22 protein-coding genes are annotated in these 23,230 nt (G+C 61.1%); 13 read left to right on the forward strand and 9 right to left on the reverse strand.

The window, feature by feature from the left end; genetic code table 11:
- Window positions 1-27: 27 nt before the first annotated feature.
- Window positions 28-1,209 (reverse strand): acyl-CoA dehydrogenase family protein, encoded by a 1,182-nt coding sequence (locus tag CSE6_RS03145; protein ID WP_059439858.1) that lies wholly within the window; start codon window positions 1,207-1,209, stop codon window positions 28-30.
- 278 nt (window positions 1,210-1,487) lie between these two features.
- Window positions 1,488-2,174: a YceH family protein gene (locus tag CSE6_RS03150; protein WP_034408508.1), complete on the reverse strand. Its 687-nt coding sequence runs from the start codon at window positions 2,172-2,174 to the stop codon at window positions 1,488-1,490.
- Window positions 2,175-2,260: 86 nt separating this feature from the next.
- Here CSE6_RS03150 and purN point away from each other — a divergent pair, with 86 nt between their 5' ends.
- On the forward strand, window positions 2,261-2,839 hold the full coding sequence (gene purN, locus CSE6_RS03155) for a phosphoribosylglycinamide formyltransferase (protein WP_034378596.1): 579 nt from the start codon (window positions 2,261-2,263) through the stop codon (window positions 2,837-2,839).
- Window positions 2,840-2,889: 50 nt separating this feature from the next.
- On the opposite strand, the gene CSE6_RS03160 is transcribed toward purN, so the two are convergent.
- Window positions 2,890-3,147: a DUF1653 domain-containing protein gene (locus CSE6_RS03160; protein ID WP_034378597.1), complete on the reverse strand. Its 258-nt coding sequence runs from the start codon at window positions 3,145-3,147 to the stop codon at window positions 2,890-2,892.
- 140 nt (window positions 3,148-3,287) lie between these two features.
- Here CSE6_RS03160 and CSE6_RS03165 point away from each other — a divergent pair, with 140 nt between their 5' ends.
- Both CSE6_RS03165 and CSE6_RS03170 read left to right on the forward strand, forming a co-directional pair.
- Window positions 3,288-4,619 (forward strand): RsmB/NOP family class I SAM-dependent RNA methyltransferase, encoded by a 1,332-nt coding sequence (locus tag CSE6_RS03165; RefSeq protein WP_059439859.1) that lies wholly within the window; start codon window positions 3,288-3,290, stop codon window positions 4,617-4,619.
- Between the two features lie 123 nt (window positions 4,620-4,742).
- The gene (locus CSE6_RS03170; RefSeq protein ID WP_059439860.1) at window positions 4,743-5,963 is read left to right on the forward strand and encodes a fatty acid desaturase; all 1,221 of its coding nucleotides are present in this window, start codon (window positions 4,743-4,745) and stop codon (window positions 5,961-5,963) included.
- On the opposite strand, the gene CSE6_RS03175 is transcribed toward CSE6_RS03170, so the two are convergent.
- Window positions 5,938-6,318 carry a hypothetical protein gene (locus tag CSE6_RS03175; RefSeq protein ID WP_034356529.1) on the reverse strand — a complete coding sequence of 127 codons (381 nt, stop codon included), beginning with the start codon at window positions 6,316-6,318 and terminating at the stop codon, window positions 5,938-5,940. The two genes, CSE6_RS03170 and CSE6_RS03175, sit on opposite strands and share 26 nt — an antisense overlap.
- A 299-nt stretch (window positions 6,319-6,617) precedes the next feature.
- On the opposite strand from CSE6_RS03175, the gene CSE6_RS03180 reads away from it, so the two are divergent.
- On the forward strand, window positions 6,618-8,042 hold the full coding sequence (locus CSE6_RS03180) for a PLP-dependent aminotransferase family protein (RefSeq protein WP_045838546.1): 1,425 nt from the start codon (window positions 6,618-6,620) through the stop codon (window positions 8,040-8,042).
- Window positions 8,043-8,058: 16 nt separating this feature from the next.
- On the opposite strand, the gene CSE6_RS03185 is transcribed toward CSE6_RS03180, so the two are convergent.
- From CSE6_RS03185 to trxB, 4 genes are all read right to left on the reverse strand, one after another.
- Entirely contained in the window at window positions 8,059-8,817 is a 759-nt protein-coding gene (locus CSE6_RS03185) for a hypothetical protein (protein WP_034356590.1), read from the reverse strand.
- 139 nt (window positions 8,818-8,956) lie between these two features.
- On the reverse strand, window positions 8,957-9,127 hold the full coding sequence (gene rpmG, locus CSE6_RS03190) for a 50S ribosomal protein L33 (RefSeq protein ID WP_003058233.1): 171 nt from the start codon (window positions 9,125-9,127) through the stop codon (window positions 8,957-8,959).
- Between the two features lie 20 nt (window positions 9,128-9,147).
- Window positions 9,148-9,381: a 50S ribosomal protein L28 gene (gene rpmB / locus CSE6_RS03195; RefSeq protein ID WP_003058229.1), complete on the reverse strand. Its 234-nt coding sequence runs from the start codon at window positions 9,379-9,381 to the stop codon at window positions 9,148-9,150.
- Between the two features lie 277 nt (window positions 9,382-9,658).
- Entirely contained in the window at window positions 9,659-10,612 is a 954-nt protein-coding gene (gene trxB, locus CSE6_RS03200) for a thioredoxin-disulfide reductase (RefSeq protein WP_003067867.1), read from the reverse strand.
- 258 nt (window positions 10,613-10,870) lie between these two features.
- On the opposite strand from trxB, the gene CSE6_RS03205 reads away from it, so the two are divergent.
- Window positions 10,871-13,231, forward strand: a complete 2,361-nt coding sequence (locus CSE6_RS03205; protein ID WP_034356532.1) for a DNA translocase FtsK — start codon at window positions 10,871-10,873, stop codon at window positions 13,229-13,231.
- A 22-nt stretch (window positions 13,232-13,253) separates the two neighbouring features.
- Entirely contained in the window at window positions 13,254-13,889 is a 636-nt protein-coding gene (gene lolA / locus CSE6_RS03210; RefSeq protein WP_012837199.1) for an outer membrane lipoprotein chaperone LolA, read from the forward strand.
- 126 nt (window positions 13,890-14,015) lie between these two features.
- On the opposite strand, the gene brnQ is transcribed toward lolA, so the two are convergent.
- A complete protein-coding gene (gene brnQ / locus CSE6_RS03215; protein WP_059439861.1) occupies window positions 14,016-15,344 on the reverse strand; it encodes a branched-chain amino acid transport system II carrier protein in 1,329 nt (442 codons plus the stop codon).
- Between the two features lie 399 nt (window positions 15,345-15,743).
- Between brnQ and CSE6_RS03220 the strand changes: the two genes are divergently transcribed.
- The 7 genes from CSE6_RS03220 (at window position 15,744) to CSE6_RS03250 (ending at window position 23,205) form a co-directional block, all read left to right on the forward strand.
- Window positions 15,744-17,084 carry a replication-associated recombination protein A gene (locus CSE6_RS03220; RefSeq protein WP_034356539.1) on the forward strand — a complete coding sequence of 447 codons (1,341 nt, stop codon included), beginning with the start codon at window positions 15,744-15,746 and terminating at the stop codon, window positions 17,082-17,084.
- Window positions 17,085-17,434: 350 nt separating this feature from the next.
- Window positions 17,435-18,364: a branched-chain amino acid ABC transporter permease gene (locus tag CSE6_RS03225; protein ID WP_003067858.1), complete on the forward strand. Its 930-nt coding sequence runs from the start codon at window positions 17,435-17,437 to the stop codon at window positions 18,362-18,364.
- 9 nt (window positions 18,365-18,373) lie between these two features.
- Window positions 18,374-19,453: an ABC transporter ATP-binding protein gene (locus CSE6_RS03230; protein WP_003067856.1), complete on the forward strand. Its 1,080-nt coding sequence runs from the start codon at window positions 18,374-18,376 to the stop codon at window positions 19,451-19,453.
- Window positions 19,454-19,483: 30 nt separating this feature from the next.
- A complete protein-coding gene (locus CSE6_RS03235; RefSeq protein WP_059439862.1) occupies window positions 19,484-20,266 on the forward strand; it encodes an ABC transporter ATP-binding protein in 783 nt (260 codons plus the stop codon).
- Between the two features lie 2 nt (window positions 20,267-20,268).
- Entirely contained in the window at window positions 20,269-21,027 is a 759-nt protein-coding gene (locus CSE6_RS03240; RefSeq protein WP_034356547.1) for an ABC transporter ATP-binding protein, read from the forward strand.
- A 500-nt stretch (window positions 21,028-21,527) separates the two neighbouring features.
- On the forward strand, window positions 21,528-22,175 hold the full coding sequence (locus CSE6_RS03245; protein WP_003067851.1) for a DUF47 domain-containing protein: 648 nt from the start codon (window positions 21,528-21,530) through the stop codon (window positions 22,173-22,175).
- A gap of 19 nt (window positions 22,176-22,194) precedes the next feature.
- Window positions 22,195-23,205, forward strand: a complete 1,011-nt coding sequence (locus CSE6_RS03250) for an inorganic phosphate transporter (RefSeq protein WP_003067849.1) — start codon at window positions 22,195-22,197, stop codon at window positions 23,203-23,205.
- Window positions 23,206-23,230 lie beyond the last annotated feature (25 nt).

Here is a 23,230-nt window from a genome sequence, read left to right on the forward strand (position 1 = left end):
AATCTCCGCGCTGCCGCCAGTTCCGAATCAGCCCAGCACCGTCTGCGCGACGATGTTTCGCTGCACCTCGTTGGAGCCGCCATAGATGGTGGTCTTGCGCATATTGAAGTAGGTCGCGGCCAGCGGCGCATTGCCCAGCACATTGCCGGGAAAGTCGCCCTGGTAGCCGGCTTCCATGGCTTCCTGGATATAGGGCAGGGAGTAGGGGCCTGCGGCCAGCATCATCAGCTCGGAGTAGCGCTGCTGAATCTCGCTGCCCTTGATCTTGAGCAGGCCGGCGATGTCCAGCGGGTTCTTGCCCGACTTCATCGCCGAGAGCACGCGCAGCACCAGCATTTCCAGCGCGATCACATCGATCTCCAGCAGGGCGATCTGATCACGGAAGCGCTGGTCTTCCCAGACGCCTTCGGTCTTGGCGATGCGCTTGAGGCGCTCCAGCTCGCGCTTGGCACGGTTCACATCGGCGATGTTCGTGCGCTCGTGGCTGAGCAGGTGCTTGGCATAGGTCCAGCCCTTGTTTTCCTCGCCGATCAGCTGGTCGGCAGGCACTTGTACATTGTCGAAAAAGACCTCGTTGACTTCGTGCGAGCCGTCCAGCAGCTTGATGGGGCGCACGGTCACGCCCGGCGACTTCATGTCGACCAGCAGGAAGCTGATGCCGGTCTGGGGCTTGCCCTCGTTGCTGGTGCGCACCAGGCAGAAGATCCATTCGCCGTACTGGCCCAGCGTGGTCCAGGTCTTCTGACCGTTGACGATGTATTTGTCGCCCACGCGTTCGGCGCGGGTCTTGACGCTGGCCAGGTCCGAGCCCGAACCCGGTTCGGAATAGCCCTGGCTCCACCAGACTTCGCCGCTGGCGATGCCGGGCAGAAAGCGCTGATGCTGCTCCGGCGTGCCATAGGCCATGATCACCGGCGCCACCATCACGGGGCCGAAGGGCACGATGCGCGGCGTGCCGGCGAGTGCGCATTCTTCCTCGAACAAATGCTTTTGTACGGCGCTCCAGCCGGGGCCGCCGAATTCCTTGGGCCAGCCGTAGCCGAGCCAGCCTTTTTTGCCCAGAATCTTGGCCCAGCGCTGCATGTCCTCGCGCGTCAGGTGCAGATCGTTGCGCACCTTGTGCGCAATATCCTCGGGCAGATTTGCCCGCACCCAACTGCGGATCTCTTCGCGAAAAGCCTGTTCTTCAGGGGTGAATGCCAAGTCCATGCGTTGTCTCCTGCAAATGCTGGAGATTTGTAGCACGCACGTTCTTTTTCTGGCTGTCCGGGTTGCGACAAATGGCGGGAAACCCCAGGGATGAGTCCCCGAACGGCTGCGCCGCTTCTCCCAAGGGGGACGACAGCCTCGCTGCGGGACGGCTCTTGCTGGTCGTTTCTGATCGGGAGTGTGCCCGCTTGTGGTGACTGTGAACTTTGGATCTTGATTGAAAAAGGCCACCAGCGCTTATTGGATGAACGCTGGCAGCTATCAGTTTCTGTCGGGATTCATTCAGCCGGGGCAGCAGGCGGTTCCACGCCCAGCGATTCGCACAGCATCTGCACGGTGGCGCGCAGCTGGGCGACTTCGGTTTCGAGCGCATCCACACGCTGCTGCAGGGCCGATGCATTGCCGCCTGTGCTGGCGCTGCTGGTGCTTGCCAGGGCGTTGACATCCACCGGACCGCAAAGCAGATGGGCCCAGCGCTGTTCGCGGGCACCAGGGGCGCGCGGCAGCTGCACGACCAGCGGACCGCCTTTTTCCTCGCTGCGTTCGCGCAGTTCGTCGAGAAAGGCTTCGACCGAGGAGATGTCGGCAAAGCGGTGCCAGCGCTCGGAGTTGATGCGCAGCTCGCCAGCGGTCTGGGGGCCGCGCAGCATCAGCAGGGCCAGCAGCACGGCAGATTGGTCAGGCACGCCAATGCCGCGCGGGAAGTTGTGCTCCCAGCGCGTGGAGCGCACGCTGCTGATCTGCACCGACAGGGTCTTGAGGCGCAGGCTGTCCAGTGCCTCCTGGGCCTCGCCCTCGCTGACCTCCATCACCGGGTCGCGGCTGGACTTCTGGTTGCAGCCCGTGACCAGGCTGTTGAGCGTGAGCGGATAGCTGTCGGGCACGGTGCGGGCCTTTTCCATCAGCGTGGCCAGAACGCGGGCTTCGATGGCGCTCAAAGGGGTGTTGCGTGGGTCAAACGGCATGGGGTCTCCTCGAAAGTCTTAGGGCAGCGCACAGGAACTGGTGCAAACCCGATAGGGTTTGTCCGTCAATGCGACAATCGCCGCCCATGAAAAACATCGTGATCCTCATCTCGGGCGGCGGCTCGAACATGGCTGCCATTGTGCGTGCATCCCAGCAGCAGAACTGGGCAAAGCAGTACAACGCCCGCGTGAGCGCCGTGGTGAGCAACAAGGCCGAGGCCAAGGGCCTGGTGTTCGCGCGGGACAACGGCATCGCCACCGAGGTTCTGGATCACAAGCAGTTCGACAGCCGCGAGGCCTTTGATGCCAAACTGACGCAGGTCATCGATCGCCATGCGCCCGATCTGGTGGTGCTGGCCGGTTTCATGCGCATTCTCACGCCAGGCTTTGTTGCGCACTATGAGGGCCGGCTGATCAACATCCATCCCTCGCTGCTGCCGGCCTTCACCGGTCTACACACCCATCAGAGAGCGATCGATGCGGGCTGCAAGTTTGCGGGCTGCACCGTGCACCGCGTGACGGCCGAGCTCGACGTGGGCCCCATCCTGGAGCAGGCCGTGGTGCCCGTGCTGCAGGGTGACACGGCCGAGCTGCTAGCTGCACGCGTGCTGGTTCAGGAGCACATCATCTATCCGCAAGCCGTGCTCAATCTGATCAAGGCTTGATCAGATTTGATGGCTTCTATCCCTTTATAGGTAAGCGATAGAGCCTGTCTTTATGCTGATTTCTGCTCCTCGGCGGGCAGGCGGCGAAAGCGTGGCCGCTCCACGCCGTCGATTACCACCGTCTCGTTGAACATGGTGGCCGGGCGCACCCACAGGCCACGCTCGCCATAGAGCGCGCGATATAGCGTCATGGGCTCCAGCGTCTCGCTGTGGCGCACCGTGCCTATGACTTCATAGCGCATGCCTTTGTAGTGTTCGTAGAGACCGGGCTCGGTGGTGATGAGTGCAGGCAGATCGTGGTCGGACATGTTGCTTTAAAAAGATGAGCTGTCAACGCTTGAAGGAAAAGGGCTGAAGCCTGTTTTTACTATGAATCGTTTGGAGCAGGCCGGCGTCATAGATTTCTGGTGCCAGCCAGGGCCAGGGCGAGAGTGGGACAATTGCGCCCATGCATCCCAAAGCCCTTCTCGACGCTTGCTCTGAACTCGTCAAGCGCGCCCTGACATTTGAACACCCGGCCGATGCCGTGGTGTCCCGCTTTTTCCGCGAAAACCGCTATCTGGGCCCGCGCGAGCGCGCCACCCTGGCCGAAACCGTCTACACCGTGCTGCGCAAGAAGCTGCTGTTCGAAGCGCTGGCGCATTCGGGCAGCGGCGCACGTGAGCGCCGGCTGGCCATCCTGGGCTTTGCCGCCGTGCTGCGCGAGCAGGCCAAGAAGGAAGGCAAGGTCAAGAACAAGGACGGCCAGGACAGCGAGACCTTTATCAAGGCCGCGCTGACGCCCCAGGAACTCAAGTGGCTGGCTGCCTGCGACGGCGTCAAGTCCGAAGAGCTGATGGAGGCGCACCGTCACAATCTGCCCGAATGGCTGGTCGAGCCGCTCAAGGCCCAGCTGGGCGATGGATTCTGGGCACTGGCCGCCAGCATGGAGCAGGCAGCTCCATTGGACCTGCGTGTCAACACGCTCAACGACAAGCGCTCCGATCTGCGCAAGGAACTGGAAAAAGCCGGCATCAAGGCCGAGCCCACGCCGTTCTCGCCCATCGGTCTGCGTGTGGACGGCAAGCCTGCGCTGGCCAAGATTGATGCCTTCAACCGCGGCGCCATCGAAGTGCAGGACGAAGGCTCGCAACTGCTGGCACTGATGCTGGATGCCAAGCGTGGCGAAATGGTGGTGGACTTTTGCGCCGGCGCCGGCGGCAAGACCCTGGCCATTGGCGCGGCCATGCGCAACACCGGCCGCCTGTATGCCTTCGACGTCTCGGGTCATCGCCTGGATGCGCTCAAGCCTCGTCTGGCGCGTTCGGGTCTTTCCAATGTCCACCCTGCCGCGATTGCCCACGAGCGCGACGAGCGCGTCAAGCGCCTGGCCGGCAAGATCGACCGCGTGCTGGTCGATGCTCCCTGCTCGGGCCTGGGTACGCTGCGCCGCAATCCCGACCTCAAGTGGCGCCAGAGCGTCAAGGCCGTGCAGGAGCTGACGCAGAAACAGGCAGCCATCCTGGAAAGCAGCGCGCGCCTGGTCAAGGCCGGCGGCCGTCTGATCTATGCCACCTGCTCCATCCTGCCAGAGGAAAACGAAGCCATTGCCGAAGCCTTCAGCGCCGCTCACCCCGAGTTCGTTCCGATGGACGCGGGCGAGGTGCTTGAGCAGCTCAAGATTGCCGACGGCGACAAGCTTTGCAGCGGTGGTGACGAGGGTCGACGCTATCTGCGTCTGTGGCCACATCAGCACGAGACAGACGGGTTTTTCGCCGCTGTTTGGGTGAAAAAGGCGTAACTTCGGTGCAAATCCGGTATCTGCTGTCGGGGAATCGACAACAGACCGGTCGGCGGCTCACATAAAATGGCACGACCGTGCTTATCGAGTGGGCGCGGTTTTTTGCCAAAGGCTTTGTTATTTATGTCGCTGGATATCGCCTCGATCTGGAATGCCGTCGTGGATTGGATGGCCAATGGCCTGTGGGATCTGACGTGGTGGCAATTGCTGCTCTACACCCTGATCACCACCCACTTCACGATTGCGGGTGTCACCATCTATCTGCACCGCAGCCAGGCGCATCGGGCACTGGATCTGGGGCCTGTTCCCTCGCATTTCTTCCGCTTCTGGCTCTGGCTGGGCACGGGCATGGTGACCAAGGAATGGGTAGCCATCCACCGCAAGCACCACGCCAAGTGCGAGACCGCAGATGACCCGCACAGCCCGCAGACGCGCGGCCTGGGCAAGGTGATGCGTGAAGGTGCCGAGCTGTACCGCGCCGAGGCCAGGAACGAGGAAACGCTCAGGAAATACGGTCACGGCACGCCCGATGACTGGATGGAGCGCAATGTCTACCGCCATTCGGTGATGGGCCCCTCGCTGATGCTCATCCTGAATGTGGCGCTGTTCGGCGTGATCGGCCTGTCGATCTGGGCCGTGCAGATGGTCTGGATTCCATTCTGGGCTGCGGGCGTGGTCAACGGCGTGGGGCATTTCTGGGGCTATCGCAACTACGAGGCGACGGATGCCTCCACCAATCTGGTGCCCTGGGGCCTCATCATCGGCGGCGAAGAGCTGCACAACAACCACCATACCTTTCCCACTTCGGCCAAGTTCTCCGTCAAGCCCTACGAGTTCGATATCGGCTGGGTCTATATCAGCCTCATGCAGAAGCTGGGCTGGGCCAAGGTCAAGAAAACCCCGCCGCGCCTGCGCATGGGCGTCGTCAAGCCCGTGGCCGACGAGCTGACGCTGGAAGCCATCATTGCCAATCGCTACGAGGTCATGGCCCGTTATGCGCGCGGCGTGCGCACGGCGGTTCAGCACGAGCTGGACCTGCTCAAGCAGAAGCAGGCACAGAAGTCGGATGTTTCCCTGCTCAAGGGCGTGCAACGCTGGCTGCACCGCGATGCCGACAAGGTGCCCGAGCGTGCCCAGAGCCAACTGGCGCAGGCGCGCGCTGCGCACCCGGTGATTGACCAGATGCTGGTCATGCGCGAAGAGCTGCGTCAGCTGTGGCTCAACACCAGCCTGAGTCGCGAGCAACTGACCGGTCAGCTGCAGGCCTGGTGCCAGCGCGCCGAGGCCAGCGGCATTGCGGCACTCAAGGATTTCTCCGTCAAGCTGCGCGCTGCCCACGTCTGAGGCCGAGCTTGCCAAGCTGCTGCCAGATTCTGGCAAGCGCGAAGCTCAGGCCTTTTCCCTCTTCAAGCCGCTTCGCTGTCCGGCTTTGCTGTATCCGTGCCACCGGATATTGAATCCAGGCCGCACCTGCCGGCGTGCTCAGCTGCACCCAGGTGCGACTGGGGCAACGCCAGCTTTGCCCGGTTTGCAGCACCATGACCTGACCGAAGTGATTGTCGGTAAAGCTCAGCGGCCCGATGGCCAGACGCAGCGGCCCTTGCTGGCAGAACAGTTCGCTGCCTGGTTCAAACAGCAGCGATGCAGCTTGGCCGCTGTTGAGGCTATGTATTTTCGAGGGGAAGTTCGGCTGTGACATGGTGGCTGGAGGTCTGTGATTCAGACCTCAAGCGTAGGGAAGCACGGCTTGGCAGAACAGGCACAGCAAGCGTTCCGTGCAGGCGTAGCAGCGTGGATTTCGGTGCATCTGTTCCGGTATGTTTGCTGACAATCTGTATCTGTTGCAGAACAGGGCTTGCTGGCATGATGCCTGCCCGGTCCTGCGTTTTTGTCATCATGCTGACTTCCACCACCTCCGAATCACAGCCTGCCGATCATGCGACAGGCGATGTGCTGCTGCCGCTGTATCAACGGCTGGCCGCGCACTACAGCAAGGCCATGGAGCTGGGGAGCCTGAAGCCCGGGGAGCGCATGCCGTCGGTGCGCGAGCTGATGGCGCGGCATGACATCAGTCTCTCGACGGCCTTGCAGGTGCTGCGTTTTCTGGAAGCGCAGGGTTGTCTGGAGGCCAGGCCCCGCGTGGGCTACTTTGTGTGCGCGACGATGACGGGCGATATTCCTCTGACCAGCGAACCGGACCTGAGCCAGCCGCTGTCTCCCGGCGCGCATGCGCATTTCGTGGGCATCAACGAGCATATTTCTCTGCTGCTCGAGCGCGGCCGTCAGGCCGAGGTCTATATGGACATCGGTGGCTGCACGCCGCCTGCCTCCTTGTTCGATCATCACTATCTGAACAAGACCGTCACCAGGCTGCTGCGCGAGCATCCGACGCTGCTCTCGCAGGGGCGCTCTCTGCTGGCCAATCAGGGCAATCATCCGCTGTTTCAGCAGGCCATGGCCAGACGGGCGCTGGCCTCCGGTATCCGTGTTGCGCCTGTCGATGTGCTGGCAACCACCGGCAATTCCGAAGCGGTGAGTCTGGCGCTGGCTGCCGTGGCATCACCCGGGGATATGGTGGCCGTCGAATCGCCAACCTATTACGGCCTGCTGCAAGTGGTGGAGTCCTTGCAGCTGAAAACGCTGGAAATTCCCTGCAGCCCGCGCACCGGCATGTCCATCGAGGCGCTGGAGCTGGCTTTTCAGACCCAGCCGCGCCTGAAGGCCGTGGTGGTGGTGCCGGATCTGCAGATGCCGCTGGGCGCGCGCATGCCGGACGAGAAAAAGGCCAGACTCGTGGCCCTGTGTGCAGCCCATGGGGCGGCGCTGATCGAGGACGACTCCTATGGTCTGTTTGTCGAAGGGCTGCCGGTGAAGCCGCTCAAGGCCTGGGACAGTGTCTTCGGGCATGTGATCTATTGCCAGGCCTTCAACAAAAGTCTGGCGCCGGGCCTGCGCCAGGGCTGGATGAATGGCGGCCAATGGCATGGCCGTATCCAGATGCTGAAATTTGCACAAAGCCGCAATACCCAGACGCTGGGGCAACTGGTCGTGTCCGAGGTGCTGGGGTCACCCACCCATCAGCGCAGCCTGGAAAAGCTCAGGCAGCAGCTCAAGCGACAGCGCGAGGCCATGGCCAGACTGGTTGCACGTCATTTCCCGCTGGGCACGCGCATGAGCCTGCCAGGCGGCGGCCTGTGCCTGTGGCTGGAGTTCCCCGCGCAGATGTCAACCTCGGACCTGTTCACGGCAGCCCTGGCGCGCGGCATACGTATTGCGCCGGGCAGCATGTTTTCCAACTCCGGCAGGTATGAGCACTGCATGCGCCTAGCCTGCACCCATCCGGTCGACGAACTCATGGAGAGGGCGATGCAGGATCTGGGCGCGATGGCCTGCCGGCAACTGGGGCAGAGTCCGCGCAGCTAGCTCTGGCCGGGGTTCTTTACTTCGTCGGCTGACCGGCCATGCACTTGCTCAGGAATTCACGGGCCTTGCCGCCTTCCTTGTAGAAGGTGCTGATGACCTCCTTGCCTTCCACAGAGACCTTGAAGCGGGCTTCTTCCTCTTCCCCAAGCTCCTTGACCAGTGCTTCGGGGCCGCCCAGCGCATAGACGATGGCTCCCCATTTGCCATTGGACATGGTGTAGTTGATGGCGCCGACCTCCTGGGGCCGGTCCTGGTTCTGGGTCAGAGTGGTTCTGATCTTGCGCGGGCTGGCGGGCTGGGGAATGTCCATGCCCAGAAAGGTCAGCAGGGCACCGTTGTGCTTGGCCGTGGGGCCGGAAAGCTGAACGGCACCGGACATGCTGCCAAAGATCGCCGCACATTCAAGACCGGAGCGCGGGTTTTTCTCGTCATGCGAGAACATCCAGTAGCCCTTGCGCAGTTTCTGATACTGCGGGTCTTGTGCAATTCTCTGTCCTTCCTTGATCAGCTCCTGCCCCTCGCGCAGCAGCTCCAGCTGGCTGCGCGCCAGACCGCCCAGGGCATCGGCGGGCGACGGTTCGGCGCGTTGGGTGGCGGCGGGCGCCGAGCTGAACTGCTCGCAGACGGGCACCGAGGCCAGACCCGGTGAGCCGCCTGTCATGCCGACCTGGCGCTGGCCGGGGCCGGGACCCGTGGGGCAGATGAAGGTCTGGCCGAAGACGGCTGGCGACACGGCAAGCGAAAAAAGCAATGTGCTCAGCGTCCTGTGATTCATGTGATCCATCCCTGTTCGTTGCAAACTGCCAAGTATAGGGAGGGTCACTGCGTCAGCTCTCGCGCCGCGACAGGAGTCGCAAAGGCATGAAAAAACCGCCTGCACTTGCGTGAGGCGGTTTTTCAAGAAACAGGCCGAATTACTTCAGCTTGGTTTCCTTGTACTCGACGTGCTTGCGAGCCTTGGGGTCGAACTTGATGATCGACATCTTTTCAGGCATCGTCTTCTTGTTCTTGGTCGTTGTGTAGAAGTGACCGGTACCAGCAGTGGAAGCCAGCTTGATCTTTTCGCGTCCGCCTTTAGCAGCCATGGTGTTTCTCCTTCAGGAAATTAAGCTTGGCCACGAGCGCGCATGTCTGCGAGCACGGAGTCGATACCGTTCTTGTCGATCAGGCGCAGAGCAGCGCTGGAAACGCGCAGGCGCACCCAACGGTTTTCGCTCTCCACCCAGAAGCGGCGGTATTGCAGGTTGGGGAGGAAACGACGCTTGGTCTTGTTGTTGGCGTGGGAAACATTGTTGCCCACCATGGGCTTCTTGCCCGTAACTTCACATACGCGTGCCATTGGGACACTCCGATAGTTGAATCGGCCGCCGGCTCTGGAATCCTGCAGGAGCAGGAGGTGCCGACAACCTCACCTCGCCAGTTTGTAATGGGTGGCGGTAGCCCGATTGCGGAAGTCCCGAAGCACGGTAAAGCGCGAACCTGGAATTCAGCAAAGTCTGCGATTATAGCGTTTTCGCAAAAAAGCCCCTGGTGCCGGCCAAAACTGGCCAAACCCAAGGGCTTTTGCGCCGAACATGCGCTAACAACCGCTCAAACGCCGAAGCGTCTTGGCGTCATCAGGATTCCTGTTCCAGGAAGCGCTGGGCGTCCAGGGCCGCCATGCAGCCGGTGCCGGCACTGGTGATGGCCTGGCGGTAGACATGATCCTGGCAGTCGCCAGCGGCGAATACGCCGGGCACGCTGGTCTGGGTTGCAAAGCCCTTGAGACCGCCCTGGGTGATGATGTAGCCGTTTTCCAGCTCCAGCTGACCCTGGAAGATGTCGGTGTTGGGGTGGTGGCCGATGGCGATGAAAGCGCCTTGCAGCTTGACCTCTTCGGTGTGGCCGTCCTGCGTGCTCTTGATGCGGATGCCGGTCACGCCACTCTGGTCACCCAGCACTTCATCCAGTGTGAAATGGGTCTTGAGCTCGATCTTGCCTTCCTCGACCTTTTCCATCAGCTTGTCCACGAGGATGGGCTCGGCCTTGAACTTGTCGCGGCGGTGCACGAGGGTGACCTTGCTGGCAATGTTGGACAGGTAGAGGGCTTCTTCTACGGCCGTGTTGCCGCCGCCGATCACGCAGACGGGCTGCTCGCGATAGAAAAAACCGTCGCAGGTGGCGCAAGCGGACACGCCGCGACCCATGAAGGCTTCTTCGGAGGGCAGGCCCAGGTACTTGGCCGATGCGCCGGTGGCGATGATCAGCGAGTCGCAGGTATAGACGCCGCTGTCGCCGGTCAGGGTGAAGGGGCGCTTGGAGAGGTCAACCTGGTTGATGTGGTCGAAAACGATTTCGGTCTTGAAGCGCTCGGCATGTTCCTGAAAACGCTGCATCAACTCGGGGCCCTGCACGCCCATGACGTCGGCAGGCCAGTTGTCCACTTCGGTGGTGGTCATCAACTGGCCGCCCTGGGCCATGCCGGTAATCAGCAGGGGCTTGAGGTTGGCACGGGCCGCGTATACGGCTGCGGTATAGCCGGCAGGGCCGGAGCCGAGGATGAGAACTTGTGCGTGTTTGGTAGAGGACATGGAGCGGAACTCTGAAAAAAGCAGGCCGACAGCCGGCGCGCGGTCATGAAAACATTGGGAAGATGTGGGAGTATCGCTCCGGATCAAGGTCTGCGCGTGCAGCTGTTTTTAATCACCGGAATTGTTAAAAATGATAGTGATGAAGCGAATCCGGCTGCCGTATGGCAGTTTTGTTGCATGTGCTTGCATTACGCTGAGCGATCGTCTTGGCCGAATGCACCGCTTGGATAAGGGCCTAAGGTAAGCTTGCGCCTGCGTATGACATACACATTGAACGCTTCGAACGCGTCTTCTTCCAGCAAATCAAAATCCCGCGCTGCGACTCCGCGCTATGGAGTGATTCGCTTCAGCCAGGAGGTTTTGCTGTTGATCGGCCTGCTGGCGCTGGTGTTCTGGCTCATGGCCATGTTCACCTACTCGCCGCAAGACGCAGCCTGGTCCACTTCGGGCGCCGGGCAAAAGCCGTTTGTGCACAACTGGATGGGCCGTGTGGGTGCCTGGCTGGCCGATGCCTGCTACTTCGGCTTCGGCATGTCCATCTGGTGGCTGGTGCTGGCCGCCGTGCAGACCTGGGTGACATCGCTGGTGCGCTGGATGCGTGGCGGGGTGAACAAGGACGGAAGCCCTCTGGCGCTGATGCCGCTGTGGCGCCGCCGCTTTCTGTTCTGGGGCGGTCTGGCCATTCTGATGATTGCCAGCTGCGCGCTGGAATGGACGCGTCTGTACCGTTTCGAGAACCTGCTGCCGGGCCCCGCTGGCGGCGTGTTTGGTTACATGATGGGCTTCAACGCCCTCAAATGGCTGGGCTTTGCCGGCTCGGGCCTGATCGGCATCTGCCTGTTCGTGCTGGGCGCAGCCATGGTGTTCGGCTTTTCCTGGGGCAAGCTGGCCGAAGGCCTGGGCGCGCGCCTGGACGGCATGGTGCAGTTTGGCCGCGAGCGTCGTGAAATTGCCAAGGATGTCTCTGTCGGCAAGAGAGCAGCCCGAGAACGCGAGGAAGTGGTGTTTGACCGCACAGAAGGTGCGATTGCTGCACCGGTGCATCAGCCTGTGCAGATCATCGAACCCGTGCTGCAGGAGGCCAGCCAGCCCAGCGCACGGGTGGTGAAGGAACGCCAGAAGCCGCTGTTCACCGATCATCCGGACAGCAAGCTGCCGCAGGTGGATCTGCTGGACCAGGCCCAGCAGCGCCAGGAACTGGTGTCTGCCGAGACGCTGGAGATGACCAGCCGGCTGATTGAAAAGCGCCTCAAGGACTTTGGCGTGGAAGTGCGGGTGGTTGCGGCCATGCCCGGTCCTGTGATCACTCGCTATGAGATTGAACCTGCCACGGGCGTCAAGGGCTCGCAGATCGTCAATCTGGCCAAGGACCTGGCGCGTTCGCTGTCCCTGGTCTCGATTCGCGTGATAGAGACCATTCCCGGCAAGAACTTCATGGCGCTCGAGCTGCCCAATGCCAAGCGCCAGTCGATCCGTTTGTCCGAAGTGCTGGGCTCGCAGGTCTACCACGACGCCAAGAGCCTGCTGACCATGGGGCTGGGCAAGGACATCGTGGGCAACCCCGTGGTCGCCGATCTGGCCAAGATGCCCCACGTGCTGGTGGCCGGCACGACCGGCTCGGGCAAGTCCGTGGGTATCAACGCCATGATTCTGTCTCTGCTCTACAAGGCAGAGGCGCGCGATGTGCGTCTGCTCATGATCGATCCCAAGATGCTGGAAATGTCGGTCTATGAAGGCATTCCCCATCTGCTGTGCCCTGTGGTCACCGACATGAAGCAGGCGGCCAACGGTCTGAACTGGTGCGTGGCCGAGATGGAGCGCCGCTACAAGCTCATGAGCAAGCTCGGTGTGCGCAATCTGGCCGGCTACAACAGCAAGATCGATGAGGCCAAGGCGCGCGAGGAGTCGATTCCCAACCCCTTCAGCCTGACGCCCGAGGAGCCCGAGCCGCTGCAGCGCCTGCCGCACGTCGTCATCGTGATCGACGAGCTGGCCGATCTGATGATGGTGGTGGGCAAGAAGATCGAAGAGCTCATCGCCCGCCTTGCGCAAAAGGCGCGTGCGGCCGGCATTCATCTGATCCTCGCAACCCAGCGCCCCAGCGTGGACGTGATCACCGGCCTGATCAAGGCCAATATTCCGACGCGTATTGCCTTTCAGGTCTCCAGCAAGATCGACAGCCGCACCGTGCTGGATCAGATGGGGGCCGAGACCCTGCTGGGCATGGGCGACATGCTGTACATGGCCAGCGGTACCGGCCTGCCGATCCGTGTGCATGGCGCTTTTGTCTCCGACGACGAGGTGCATCGTGTGGTCAGCTATCTCAAGGAGCAGGGGGAGCCGGACTACATCGAAGGCATCCTGGAAGGCGGCTCTGTCGATGGCGAGGGTGGTGATGACGATGGCGAAGGCGGCGGCGAAAAGGACGAGCTCTACGATCAGGCGGTAGAAATCGTGCTGAAAGACCGCAAGGCCAGCATTTCCTACGTTCAGCGCAAACTGCGTATCGGCTACAACCGCTCGGCCAATCTGCTCGAGCAGATGGAAAAGGCCGGCCTGGTCAGCTCGCTCACATCCAGTGGGCAGCGCGATGTTCTAGTTCCGGCCCGCAGTGAGTGAGCCACGCACAAGAGAGAGAGTCATGAAACGTCTTTTGACTGCAATTTTGATAGCTGGCAGTGCAAGTGCTGCAATGGCTGATGGTCTGAAAAGCCTTGAGTCCTTCATGAAGAATGCCCAGGCGGGCAAGGCCGACTTCACCCAGTCCGTGACCTCGCCACCCAAGTCCGGGCAGGAGGCACGTACCAAGGTGTCCAGCGGCAGCTTCGAATTCCAGCGCCCCGGCAAGTTCCGTTTCAACTACACCAAGCCTTTTGAGCAGCTCATCGTGGCCGACGGCAAGACGCTGTGGCTGTACGACGCCGACCTGAATCAGGTGACGGAGCGTGCCCAGGCCCAGGTGCTGGGCAGCACGCCAGCGGCCATCCTGACATCGGCCACCGACCTCAAGGCCTTGAAGGCCGATTTCGAGCTGGGCAACCAGCCTGACGCCGATGGCCTGGAATGGGTGCTGGCCAGCCCCAGGCAGAAAGGCGGTCAGCTCAAGAGCGTGCGCATAGGCTTCACACCCGAAGGCAAGCTGGCTGCGCTGGATATCGAGGACAGCTTTGGCCAGCGCTCGCTGATGCAGTTCAAGGGCCTGCAAACCCAGGCTTCGCTGCCGGCATCGACCTTCCACTTCACGGTGCCCAAGGGGGCCGATGTGCTCAAGCAGTAAAGATCGCGGCGCGCATCAGCAAAAAGGCCTGAGGATTGTGTCCGCAGGCCTTTTTTATGCAGGAATCGGGTTTGAGCCCTTGTGAGTGGAGCGCAGCCAGCTGCGCTTTGGTGGGGACTGTTGTGATCAGGCGCGCGTGGCGTTTGCGGCACTTTGCTTGTTGCCGATGGCGAAGTCCAGCAGGCCTGCAATCACCAGCACGCCGACCACAGGGGCGACCCAGCCCATGCCCAGGGCGGCGCCGGGCAGCTTGTCCAGCCAGGCGGGCACCAGTGCATCAAGCTTGGCAGCCTTGGCAGCGTCAAACAGGCCGAAGAGCAGGGCGGTGCCCATTGAGGGGATGTAGACGCGCGGTGGCTGATTCCAGCGATGCAGCAGGCTCAGGGCGATCAGGGCGATAGCCACGGGATACAGCCCCACAAGCACGGGCACGGCCACGGCGATCAGCTGGGCCAGGCCCTGGTTGGCTACGGCTGCACTGAAGACCGACAGGCCGATGACCATGGTGCGGTAGGAGATGCCGGTCAGCTCACTGAAGAAGCTGCTGCAGGCCGTGATCAGGCCCACGCCGGTGGTCAGGCAGGCCAGCATGATGACGATGGCGAGCAGCCACAGGCCTGCGGGGCCAAAGGTTTGCTGTACAAAGGCTGTGAGAATCTGCACACCGGTGGTGGCGTTGGCAGCCAGTTGGCTGTTGGTGGCGCCCAGATACATCAGCGAGACATAGACCAGGCCCAGGCAGGTCGCGGCAATGATGCCGGCGTAGATGCAGTATCGGGTGTGCAGCTTGCTGTCGCTCACGCCGGCAGCCTTGATCGCGTTGACGATGACGATGCCGAAGATCAGCGAGGCCAGGGCGTCCATGGTCTGATAGCCCTGCAGAAAGCCTTCGGAAAAGGCGGCCGCCTGCGTGGCATAGGCCTCGGTGCTGAGACTGTATCCATCCACAGGGGCCAGCACGGCGGAGCCGCCGAGAACGGTCAGTGCCAGAATCAGCACGGGCGTGATGATCTTGCCCACGTTGTCCATGAGCTTGCCGGGGAACAGCGACAGCAGCGCCACCGCCACAAAGTAAGCGATGGTGAAGGCCAGCAGCATGGCAGGTGTGTTGCCGACAAAGGGAGCCAGACCCATCTCGAAGGATACGGTGGCCGTGCGCGGCGTCGCAAACAAAGGGCCGATGGTCAGATAGATGGCCACGGCCAGCACCAGGCCGGCAATGCGGCCTATGGGGCTGGTCAAGGTGTCCAGACCGCCACCCACGCGTGCGAGAGCGACTACGCCGAGAAGGGGCAGACCGACACCCGTCAGCAGAAAGCCGGTCGAGGCGCCGAGCAGGTTTTCACCGGCTGCCAGGCCCACCATGGGTGGAAAGATGATGTTGCCGGCCCCGAGGAACAGGGCAAAGGTCATGAAACCGAGGGCAAAAATGTCCCAGGTCTTGAGTTTTTTCATACGCGTAGACTCAGACGTGCAGCGCTGGCACGCCCTGTAGCAGTGTGGAGCCAAGGAAAGTTGCGGATGCTTTCGATTGATTTCTGGCTGATGGCGGTAGCCCTATCAGGCACAGGCATTGCGCGGCGCAGATGAGGCGGCCCGCAATGAATCTAAGCGCGCTGCCAGGCCTGGCTGGCCTGGTTTTTGGCAGGCCGGATGGGGGCAGTACCTCCATGGGGCGAGGGGTGGCCTCGTTAATGGAGAGATTGAATCCGTTGAAACGCTATTTTCTCTTATGAAAAATTCTGATAAGGATGCAAGGGTTAAGGTGGATAAGTATTGACTGCCTTCGGTGTGCAAACAGCCCCAACCCATTTGGATGCGCAACTGGCCGGAGAGTTGGATACTTGAGGGGTCATGGTTACGCACAACAACTCCTCATCTTCAGCCATTCCTCATCAGCCCCTGGCCGAGCGCCTGCGGCCGCACACTCTGGCCGAAGTCATCGGCCAGCAACATGTGCTGGGAGAGGGCATGCCGTTGCGCCTGGCCTTCGAGTCGGGTCGCCCGCATAGCTGCATACTCTGGGGCCCGCCGGGGGTGGGCAAGACCACGATTGCCCGGCTCATGGCCGATGCCTTTGATGCGCAGTTCATTTCCATCAGCGCCGTGCTGGGCGGCGTCAAGGACATCCGCGAGGCCGTGGAGCAGGCGCAGGCCGCCCAGAGCGGACTGCTGCAGCAGCGCACCATCGTGTTTGTGGATGAGGTGCACCGCTTCAACAAAAGCCAGCAGGACGCTTTCTTGCCCCATGTGGAAAGCGGGCTGTTCACCTTCATCGGAGCGACCACGGAAAACCCCTCGTTCGAGGTCAACTCGGCCCTGCTTTCGCGGGCGGCGGTCTATGTGCTGCAAAGCCTGACTCCGGACGACTTGAAGCAGATTGTGGCCAAGGCCCAGGCCATCCAGGCGATTCCTGCGATCGAGGACGAAGCGCTGGAGCGCCTGATTGCTTATGCCGACGGCGATGCACGGCGCTTGCTGAACACGCTGGAGACCCTGTCCATCACGGCCGAGCAGGCCGGGGTGCAGAGCATCACCGATGCCTGGCTGCTCAAGGTGCTGGGCGAGCGCATGCGCCGCTATGACAAGGGCGGCGAGCAGTTCTACGACACCATCAGCGCCCTGCACAAATCCGTGCGCGGCTCGGACCCCGATGCGGCGCTTTACTGGTTTTGCCGCATGCTGGATGGCGGTGCCGACCCGCGCTATCTGGCGCGCCGCATCGTGCGCATGGCATGGGAAGACATAGGACTTGCCGACCCGCGTGCCATGCAGATGTGCAACGATGCTGCTGCGACTTATGAGCGTCTGGGCAGCCCCGAGGGCGAATTGGCCCTGGCTCAGGCAGTGATCTACCTGGCCGTCGCGCCCAAGAGCAATGCCGGTTACATGGCCTACAACAAGGCCAAGGCCTTTGTGAAGGGAGACACTACAAGGCCTGTGCCGCTGCATCTGCGCAATGCACCTACCAAGCTGATGAAGCAGCTGGACTATGGGAGGGACTACCGCTATGCCCACAGCGAGGAGGGCGGCTTTGCGGCGGGCGAGCGCTATCTGCCTGAAGGAATGGAAGATCCGGGCTTCTACCAGCCCGTGGCGCGCGGGCTGGAAATCAAGATCGGCCAGAAACTGGCGGAGCTCAAGGCGCTCAACGACGCCGCTCGTGCGGAAGATGACGAGCCGGCAGGCTTGTAAAGAGCGAGTTGCACAGGTGTTGCAAGACTGGCACTAGTTGAATGCTGCATTTTTTGCGGTGTTTCCAGGGTTTTTCGCTAGATTGAGTGGCAGCACATGACTAAGTGCCTGTATTTATTGGACTTGCATTGCCGATGAAATTGTTGCGTTGCAGCATTTTGAGCCTGCGCACGGGAAACCCCGGCCCTGAGTCCTGAAAACAGCTCCCTAGAATCGATTCACTCTTTTGCGACAAGCGGCCCACAAAGCGGCGGACTGCAGAAGGGGAACCATGGCATCGCTGGCTCCGTCGTTCGGGATGAGAGGCTCGCAGTGTCTCCGTCTTGGATCGAGGGAAGGGGAGCGCGCTTATGGATATCTTGCTGCAGCAGATCATCAATGGTCTGGTGTTAGGCAGCATGTACGCCTTGATAGCCCTGGGCTACACCATGGTGTACGGCATCATTCAGCTGATCAACTTCGCGCATGGCGAGGTGCTGATGGTGGGGGCTTTGACCAGTTGGAGCTGCATCGGCCTGATGCAGGAGGCCATGCCCTATCTGCCGGGCTGGCTCATGCTTTTGATAGCCGCCATCATCGCCTGCGTGGTGGCCGCATCGCTGAACTTCGTGATCGAGAAGGTGGCCTACCGGCCGCTGCGCAACAGCCCGCGTCTGGCGCCGCTGATCACAGCCATCGGTGTCTCCATCCTGCTGCAGACCCTGGCCATGATCATATGGAAACCCAATTACAAGGCTTATCCCACGCTGCTGTCGTCCACCCCCTATGAAATCGGCACGGCGGTGATCACGCCCACGCAGATTCTGGTGCTGGTGGTCACGGCGATTGCACTTGCCACGCTGATGTATCTGGTCAACTACACCAGGCTGGGGCGCGCCATGCGGGCCACGGCAGAGAATCCGCGTGTGGCGGCGCTGATGGGCGTCAAGCCCGACATGGTGATTTCCGCCACCTTCATCATCGGTGCCGTGCTGGCGGCGATTGCCGGCATCATGTACGCCTCCAACTATGGCACGGCCCATCACACCATGGGCTTTCTGCCAGGTCTCAAGGCCTTCACGGCCGCCGTTTTCGGCGGCATCGGCAATCTGGCCGGGGCCGTGGTGGGAGGCCTGCTTCTGGGGCTGATCGAGTCCATCGGGTCCGGCTATATCGGTGACCTGACGGGGGGCGTGCTGGGCAGCCAGTACACCGACATATTTGCCTTCATCGTGCTCATCATCATCCTGACGCTGCGCCCTTCGGGCCTGCTGGGTGAGCGTGTGGCGGACCGTGCCTGAGGAGTGCCCATGAAGAACAACAAGACACTCCACTGGATTCTGGGCGGCATAGGCCTGCTGGTGCTGCCGCTGATCCTGCAGTATTTCGGCAACGCCTGGGTGCGCATCGCCGATCTGGCTCTGCTCTACGTGATGCTGGCGCTGGGCCTGAACATCGTGGTCGGCTACGCAGGCCTGCTGGATCTGGGCTACGTGGCCTTCTATGCCGTGGGCGCCTATATGTTTGCGCTCATGGCATCGCCTCATCTGGCCGAGACCTTCGAAGGCTTTGTCGCCATGTTTCCCAACGGACTGCACACCTCGATCTGGTTGGTGATTCCGTTAGGAATGCTGCTGGCCGCCTGTACGGGTGTGCTGCTGGGCCTGCCGGTGCTGCGGCTGCGCGGTGATTACCTGGCCATCGTGACACTGGGCTTCGGCGAGATCATCCGCATCTTCCTGAACAACCTGGACCAGCCAGTCAACATCACCAACGGCCCCAAGGGCATTGGCCAGATCGACTCGGTCAAGATCTTCGGCTTCGACCTGGCCAAGCGTCATGAGATCTTCGGCTACGACATCGCTTCCGTCACGCTGTACTACTACCTGTTTCTGGTGCTGGTGCTGGCCACCATCGTGATCTGCTACCGCTTGCAGGATTCGCGCATAGGCCGCGCCTGGATGGCGATTCGCGAGGATGAAATCGCCGCCAAGGCCATGGGTATCAATGTGCGCAATATGAAGCTGCTGGCCTTCGGCATGGGCGCTTCGTTCGGCGGTGTGGCAGGTTCTATGTTCGGTGCCTTCCAGGGCTTTGTATCGCCCGAGTCCTTCAGCCTCATGGAGTCCGTGATGATTGTGGCCATGGTCGTGCTCGGCGGCCTGGGCCATATTCCCGGCGTGATTCTGGGGGCCGTGCTGCTCTCGGCCCTGCCCGAGGTACTGCGCTATGTGGCTGGGCCGCTGCAGCAGATGACCGATGGACGCCTCGACGCGTCCATCCTGCGCCAGTTGCTGATTGCCCTGGCCATGATCGTCATCATGCTGATGCGTCCGCGCGGCCTCTGGCCCACGCCCGAGCATGCCAAAAGCCTGGACCGTCAGTCCTGATGACTGCACAGACAAGGAATGTGAACTGATATGGCAGAGAGCACGACTTCAGCGGTCCTTCATGTCTCGGACATCTCCAAGCGCTTTGGCGGTTTGCAGGCACTGTCCGGTGTGAGCATGAAGATTGATAGAGGCCAGGTCTATGGCCTGATCGGCCCCAATGGCGCAGGCAAGACCACATTTTTCAACGTGATCACCGGCCTCTATACGCCCGACACCGGCAAATTCGAGCTGGCCGGAAAGCCCTATGAGCCGACGGCGGTGCACAAGGTGGCCAGGGCCGGCATTGCTCGGACCTTCCAGAACATCCGGCTGTTTGCCGAGATGACGGCACTGGAGAACGTCATGGTCGGGCGTCATGTGCGCACGCATTCCGGTCTGCTTGGTGCGGTGTTTCGCACCAAGGGTTTCAAGGCCGAGGAGGCCGCAATTCGCGCCCGCTCCCGTGAGTTGCTCGACTATGTCGGTATCGGCAAATATGCGGACTTCAAGGCGCGCACCTTGTCCTATGGCGACCAGCGCCGGCTGGAGATTGCCCGTGCACTGGCGACGGACCCGCAGCTGATTGCGCTGGATGAGCCGGCCGCCGGCATGAATGCGACCGAGAAGGTGCAGCTGCGTGAGCTGATCGACCGCATTCGCAACGACCACCGCACCATCCTGCTCATCGAGCATGATGTGAAGCTGGTCATGGGCCTGTGCGACCGCGTGACGGTGCTGGACTATGGCAAGCCGATTGCCGAAGGCACGCCTGCCGAAGTGCAGAAGAATGAAAAAGTGATTGAAGCCTATCTGGGCACGGGAGGCCATTGAAGATGCAGGATCAAGTGCTGGAACAGGCGCAGGCCTCCAAATCCACGGCCCCGGTATTGCTGCAGGTGAAGGGCCTGAAGGTGGGCTATGGCGGTATTCAGGCTGTCAAGGGCGTGGACTTTCAGGTGCATCAGGGTGAACTGGTGTCGCTGATCGGCTCCAACGGTGCGGGCAAAACCACGACCATGAAGGCTGTCACGCGGGGTCTGCCGATTGCCGATGGCGAAATTCTCTATCTGGGCCAAAGCATCAAGGGCAAGGGCGCCTGGGATCTGGTGGCCGAAGGCCTGGTCATGGTGCCCGAGGGGCGCGGCGTGTTCGCACGCATGACGATTACCGAAAACCTGCTCATGGGGGCCTACACGCGCAAGGACAAGGCTGGCATACAGACGGATATCGAGCGCATGTTCGGCATCTTTCCGCGCCTGAAGGAGCGCAAGGATCAGCTGGCAGGCACCATGTCCGGGGGCGAGCAGCAGATGCTGGCCATGGCCCGCGCGCTCATGAGTCAGCCCAAGGTGCTGCTGCTGGACGAGCCGTCCATGGGTTTGTCGCCCATCATGGTGGACAAGATCTTCGAGGTGGTCAGCGATGTCTATGCGCTGGGCGTGACCATGGTGCTGGTGGAGCAGAACGCCAGTCGCGCGCTGGCGCTGGCCGATCGAGGCTATGTCATGGAGTCCGGCATCATCACCATGACGGGGCCGGGCCAGACCTTGCTGAGCGATCCGCGCGTGCGTGCGGCTTACCTGGGAGAGTAAGCCCCGACGAGACTGCCGGCGCTTTCGATCGCAGTGCGCTATCTCGCCGTGACGCTCTGCTGCAGTCAAGGGTGAACCCTAATTCCCTTTAAATTCAAGAAAATGACAAAAAAATGACGTTTTTCATGGCTCTTTGATTGTTTTATTTATTTCTTTTTAGTTCCTTTTAATTCTTTTTTGTCATTGACTAGAATTTGCTTATTACAAAAAGAAGTATTTGGAACGTTTTCGCGTGGCTCAGTGACATGCTCAAGGAGTCGGCGCGTTGGGTGGGCGGATTGCTGCTCTCCGGTGTTGTCTGGAGGAATCACTGGCTTTGTGACAGCGCCTAGCATGGCGAAGAGCTTGTATTTTATTTTTCGTGGTGCCCGAAGGGGTGTCTTGAAGACGCGCTGAAACGCACAATGACTCAAGAGTAAACTCCGCCCGTTTAAGCCGGGAACCATGCACTTTTTTTTGCAGTGAGTCGCCTGGTTTCTTTTCCCCGGTAAGGAGCATTCATGCTGTTTGGCAAGCTATTGCCGCGCGAAGGCAATTTTTTCGAGATGTTCAATCAACATGCGGACCGCATCGTTGAAGCAGCTCATGCCTTCTCGCAACTCGTTGCAAATTACAACGATCCCCATCTGCGCGAAAAATACAACGCTGATGTGGACAACGCCGAGCGCGCAGCCGATCGCGTGACCCATGATGTCACCAAGCTGCTGCACAAGACCTTCATCACGCCCCTGGATCGCGAGCATATCCACTCGCTGATCAACACCATGGACGACGTGGCCGACCTGATTCAGGACTCGGCCGAGACCATGGCCCTGTATGACGTGCGTCACATGACAGACGAAATCACACGTCTGACCGATCTGTGCGTGCGTTGCTGTGAGCGTCTGCGTGATGCCGTCAAGCTGCTGGACCGTCTCTCGGATCCCACGATTGTGGACGCCGCGAGCAAGACCTGCGACGAGATCGACCGCCTGGAAGGCGATGCCGACCGCGTGATGCGCGCGGCCATGAGCAAGCTGTTCCGTGAAGAGCCCGATGTGCGTGAGGTGATCAAGCTCAAGGCCATCTATGAGCTGCTGGAAACCATCACGGACCGCTGCGAAGACGTGGCGAACCTGATCGAGGGCATCGTCCTCGAGAATTCCTGATTCTCGCTGGAGCCCGATCATGGAGCCGGTACAGGCAGCCCTCTGGGTTGTGATTTTGCTGGTGGTGCTCGCCTTGCTGTTCGATTTCATGAACGGCTTTCACGACGCTGCCAATTCGATTGCCACCGTGGTTTCCACGGGGGTTCTCAAGCCTACTCAGGCCGTGGCATTTGCCGCGTTCTTCAACGTTGTCGCGGTTTTTGTCTTCCACCTCAGTGTGGCGGCAACCGTGGGCAAGGGTATTGTTCAGCCGGGCATTGTTGACACCCATGTCGTGTTCGGCGCTCTGGTGGGTGCCATCACCTGGAACGTCATCACCTGGATCTACGGCATTCCCAGCAGCTCCTCGCATGCCCTGATTGGCGGTATCGTGGGTGCGGTGATTGCCAAGGCCGGTGCAGGTGCGCTGATCGCCAGCGGCATCTGGAAGACGGTGGCCTTCATCTTCGTCTCTCCCGTGCTGGGCTTTCTGCTGGGCTCGCTGATGATGGTTCTGGTGGCCTGGATTTTCCGTCGTGCCAGTCCCAATCGCGTGGACAAGTGGTTCCGCCGTCTGCAATTGGTTTCTGCCGGTGCCTACAGCCTGGGTCACGGCGGCAACGATGCGCAAAAGACCATCGGTATCATCTGGTTGCTGCTGATTGCCACGGGCTATGCCAATGCCGGTGATGCCGAGCCTCCCATGTGGACCATCGTCAGCTGCTACCTGGCCATCGGCCTGGGTACCATGTTTGGCGGCTGGCGCATCGTCAAGACCATGGGCCAGAAGATCACCAAGCTCAAACCCGTCGGTGGCTTCTGTGCCGAATCCGGTGGTGCTCTGACTCTGTTCTTTGCCACCTTCCTGGGCGTTCCGGTCTCGACCACGCACACCATTACCGGTGCCATCGTGGGCGTGGGTTCCACGCAGCGCGCGAGTGCCGTGCGCTGGGGCGTTGCAGGCAATATCGTCTGGGCATGGATTCTGACGATTCCGGCCAGCGCCTTTGTGGCATCCATTGCCTACTGGGTCAGCCTGCAACTGTATTGAGTTTTTGTACTCCTTGATTGATAGC

It is taken from the genome of Comamonas sp. E6 (genome assembly GCF_001010305.1).
GTDB lineage: Bacteria > Pseudomonadota > Gammaproteobacteria > Burkholderiales > Burkholderiaceae_C > Comamonas > Comamonas thiooxydans.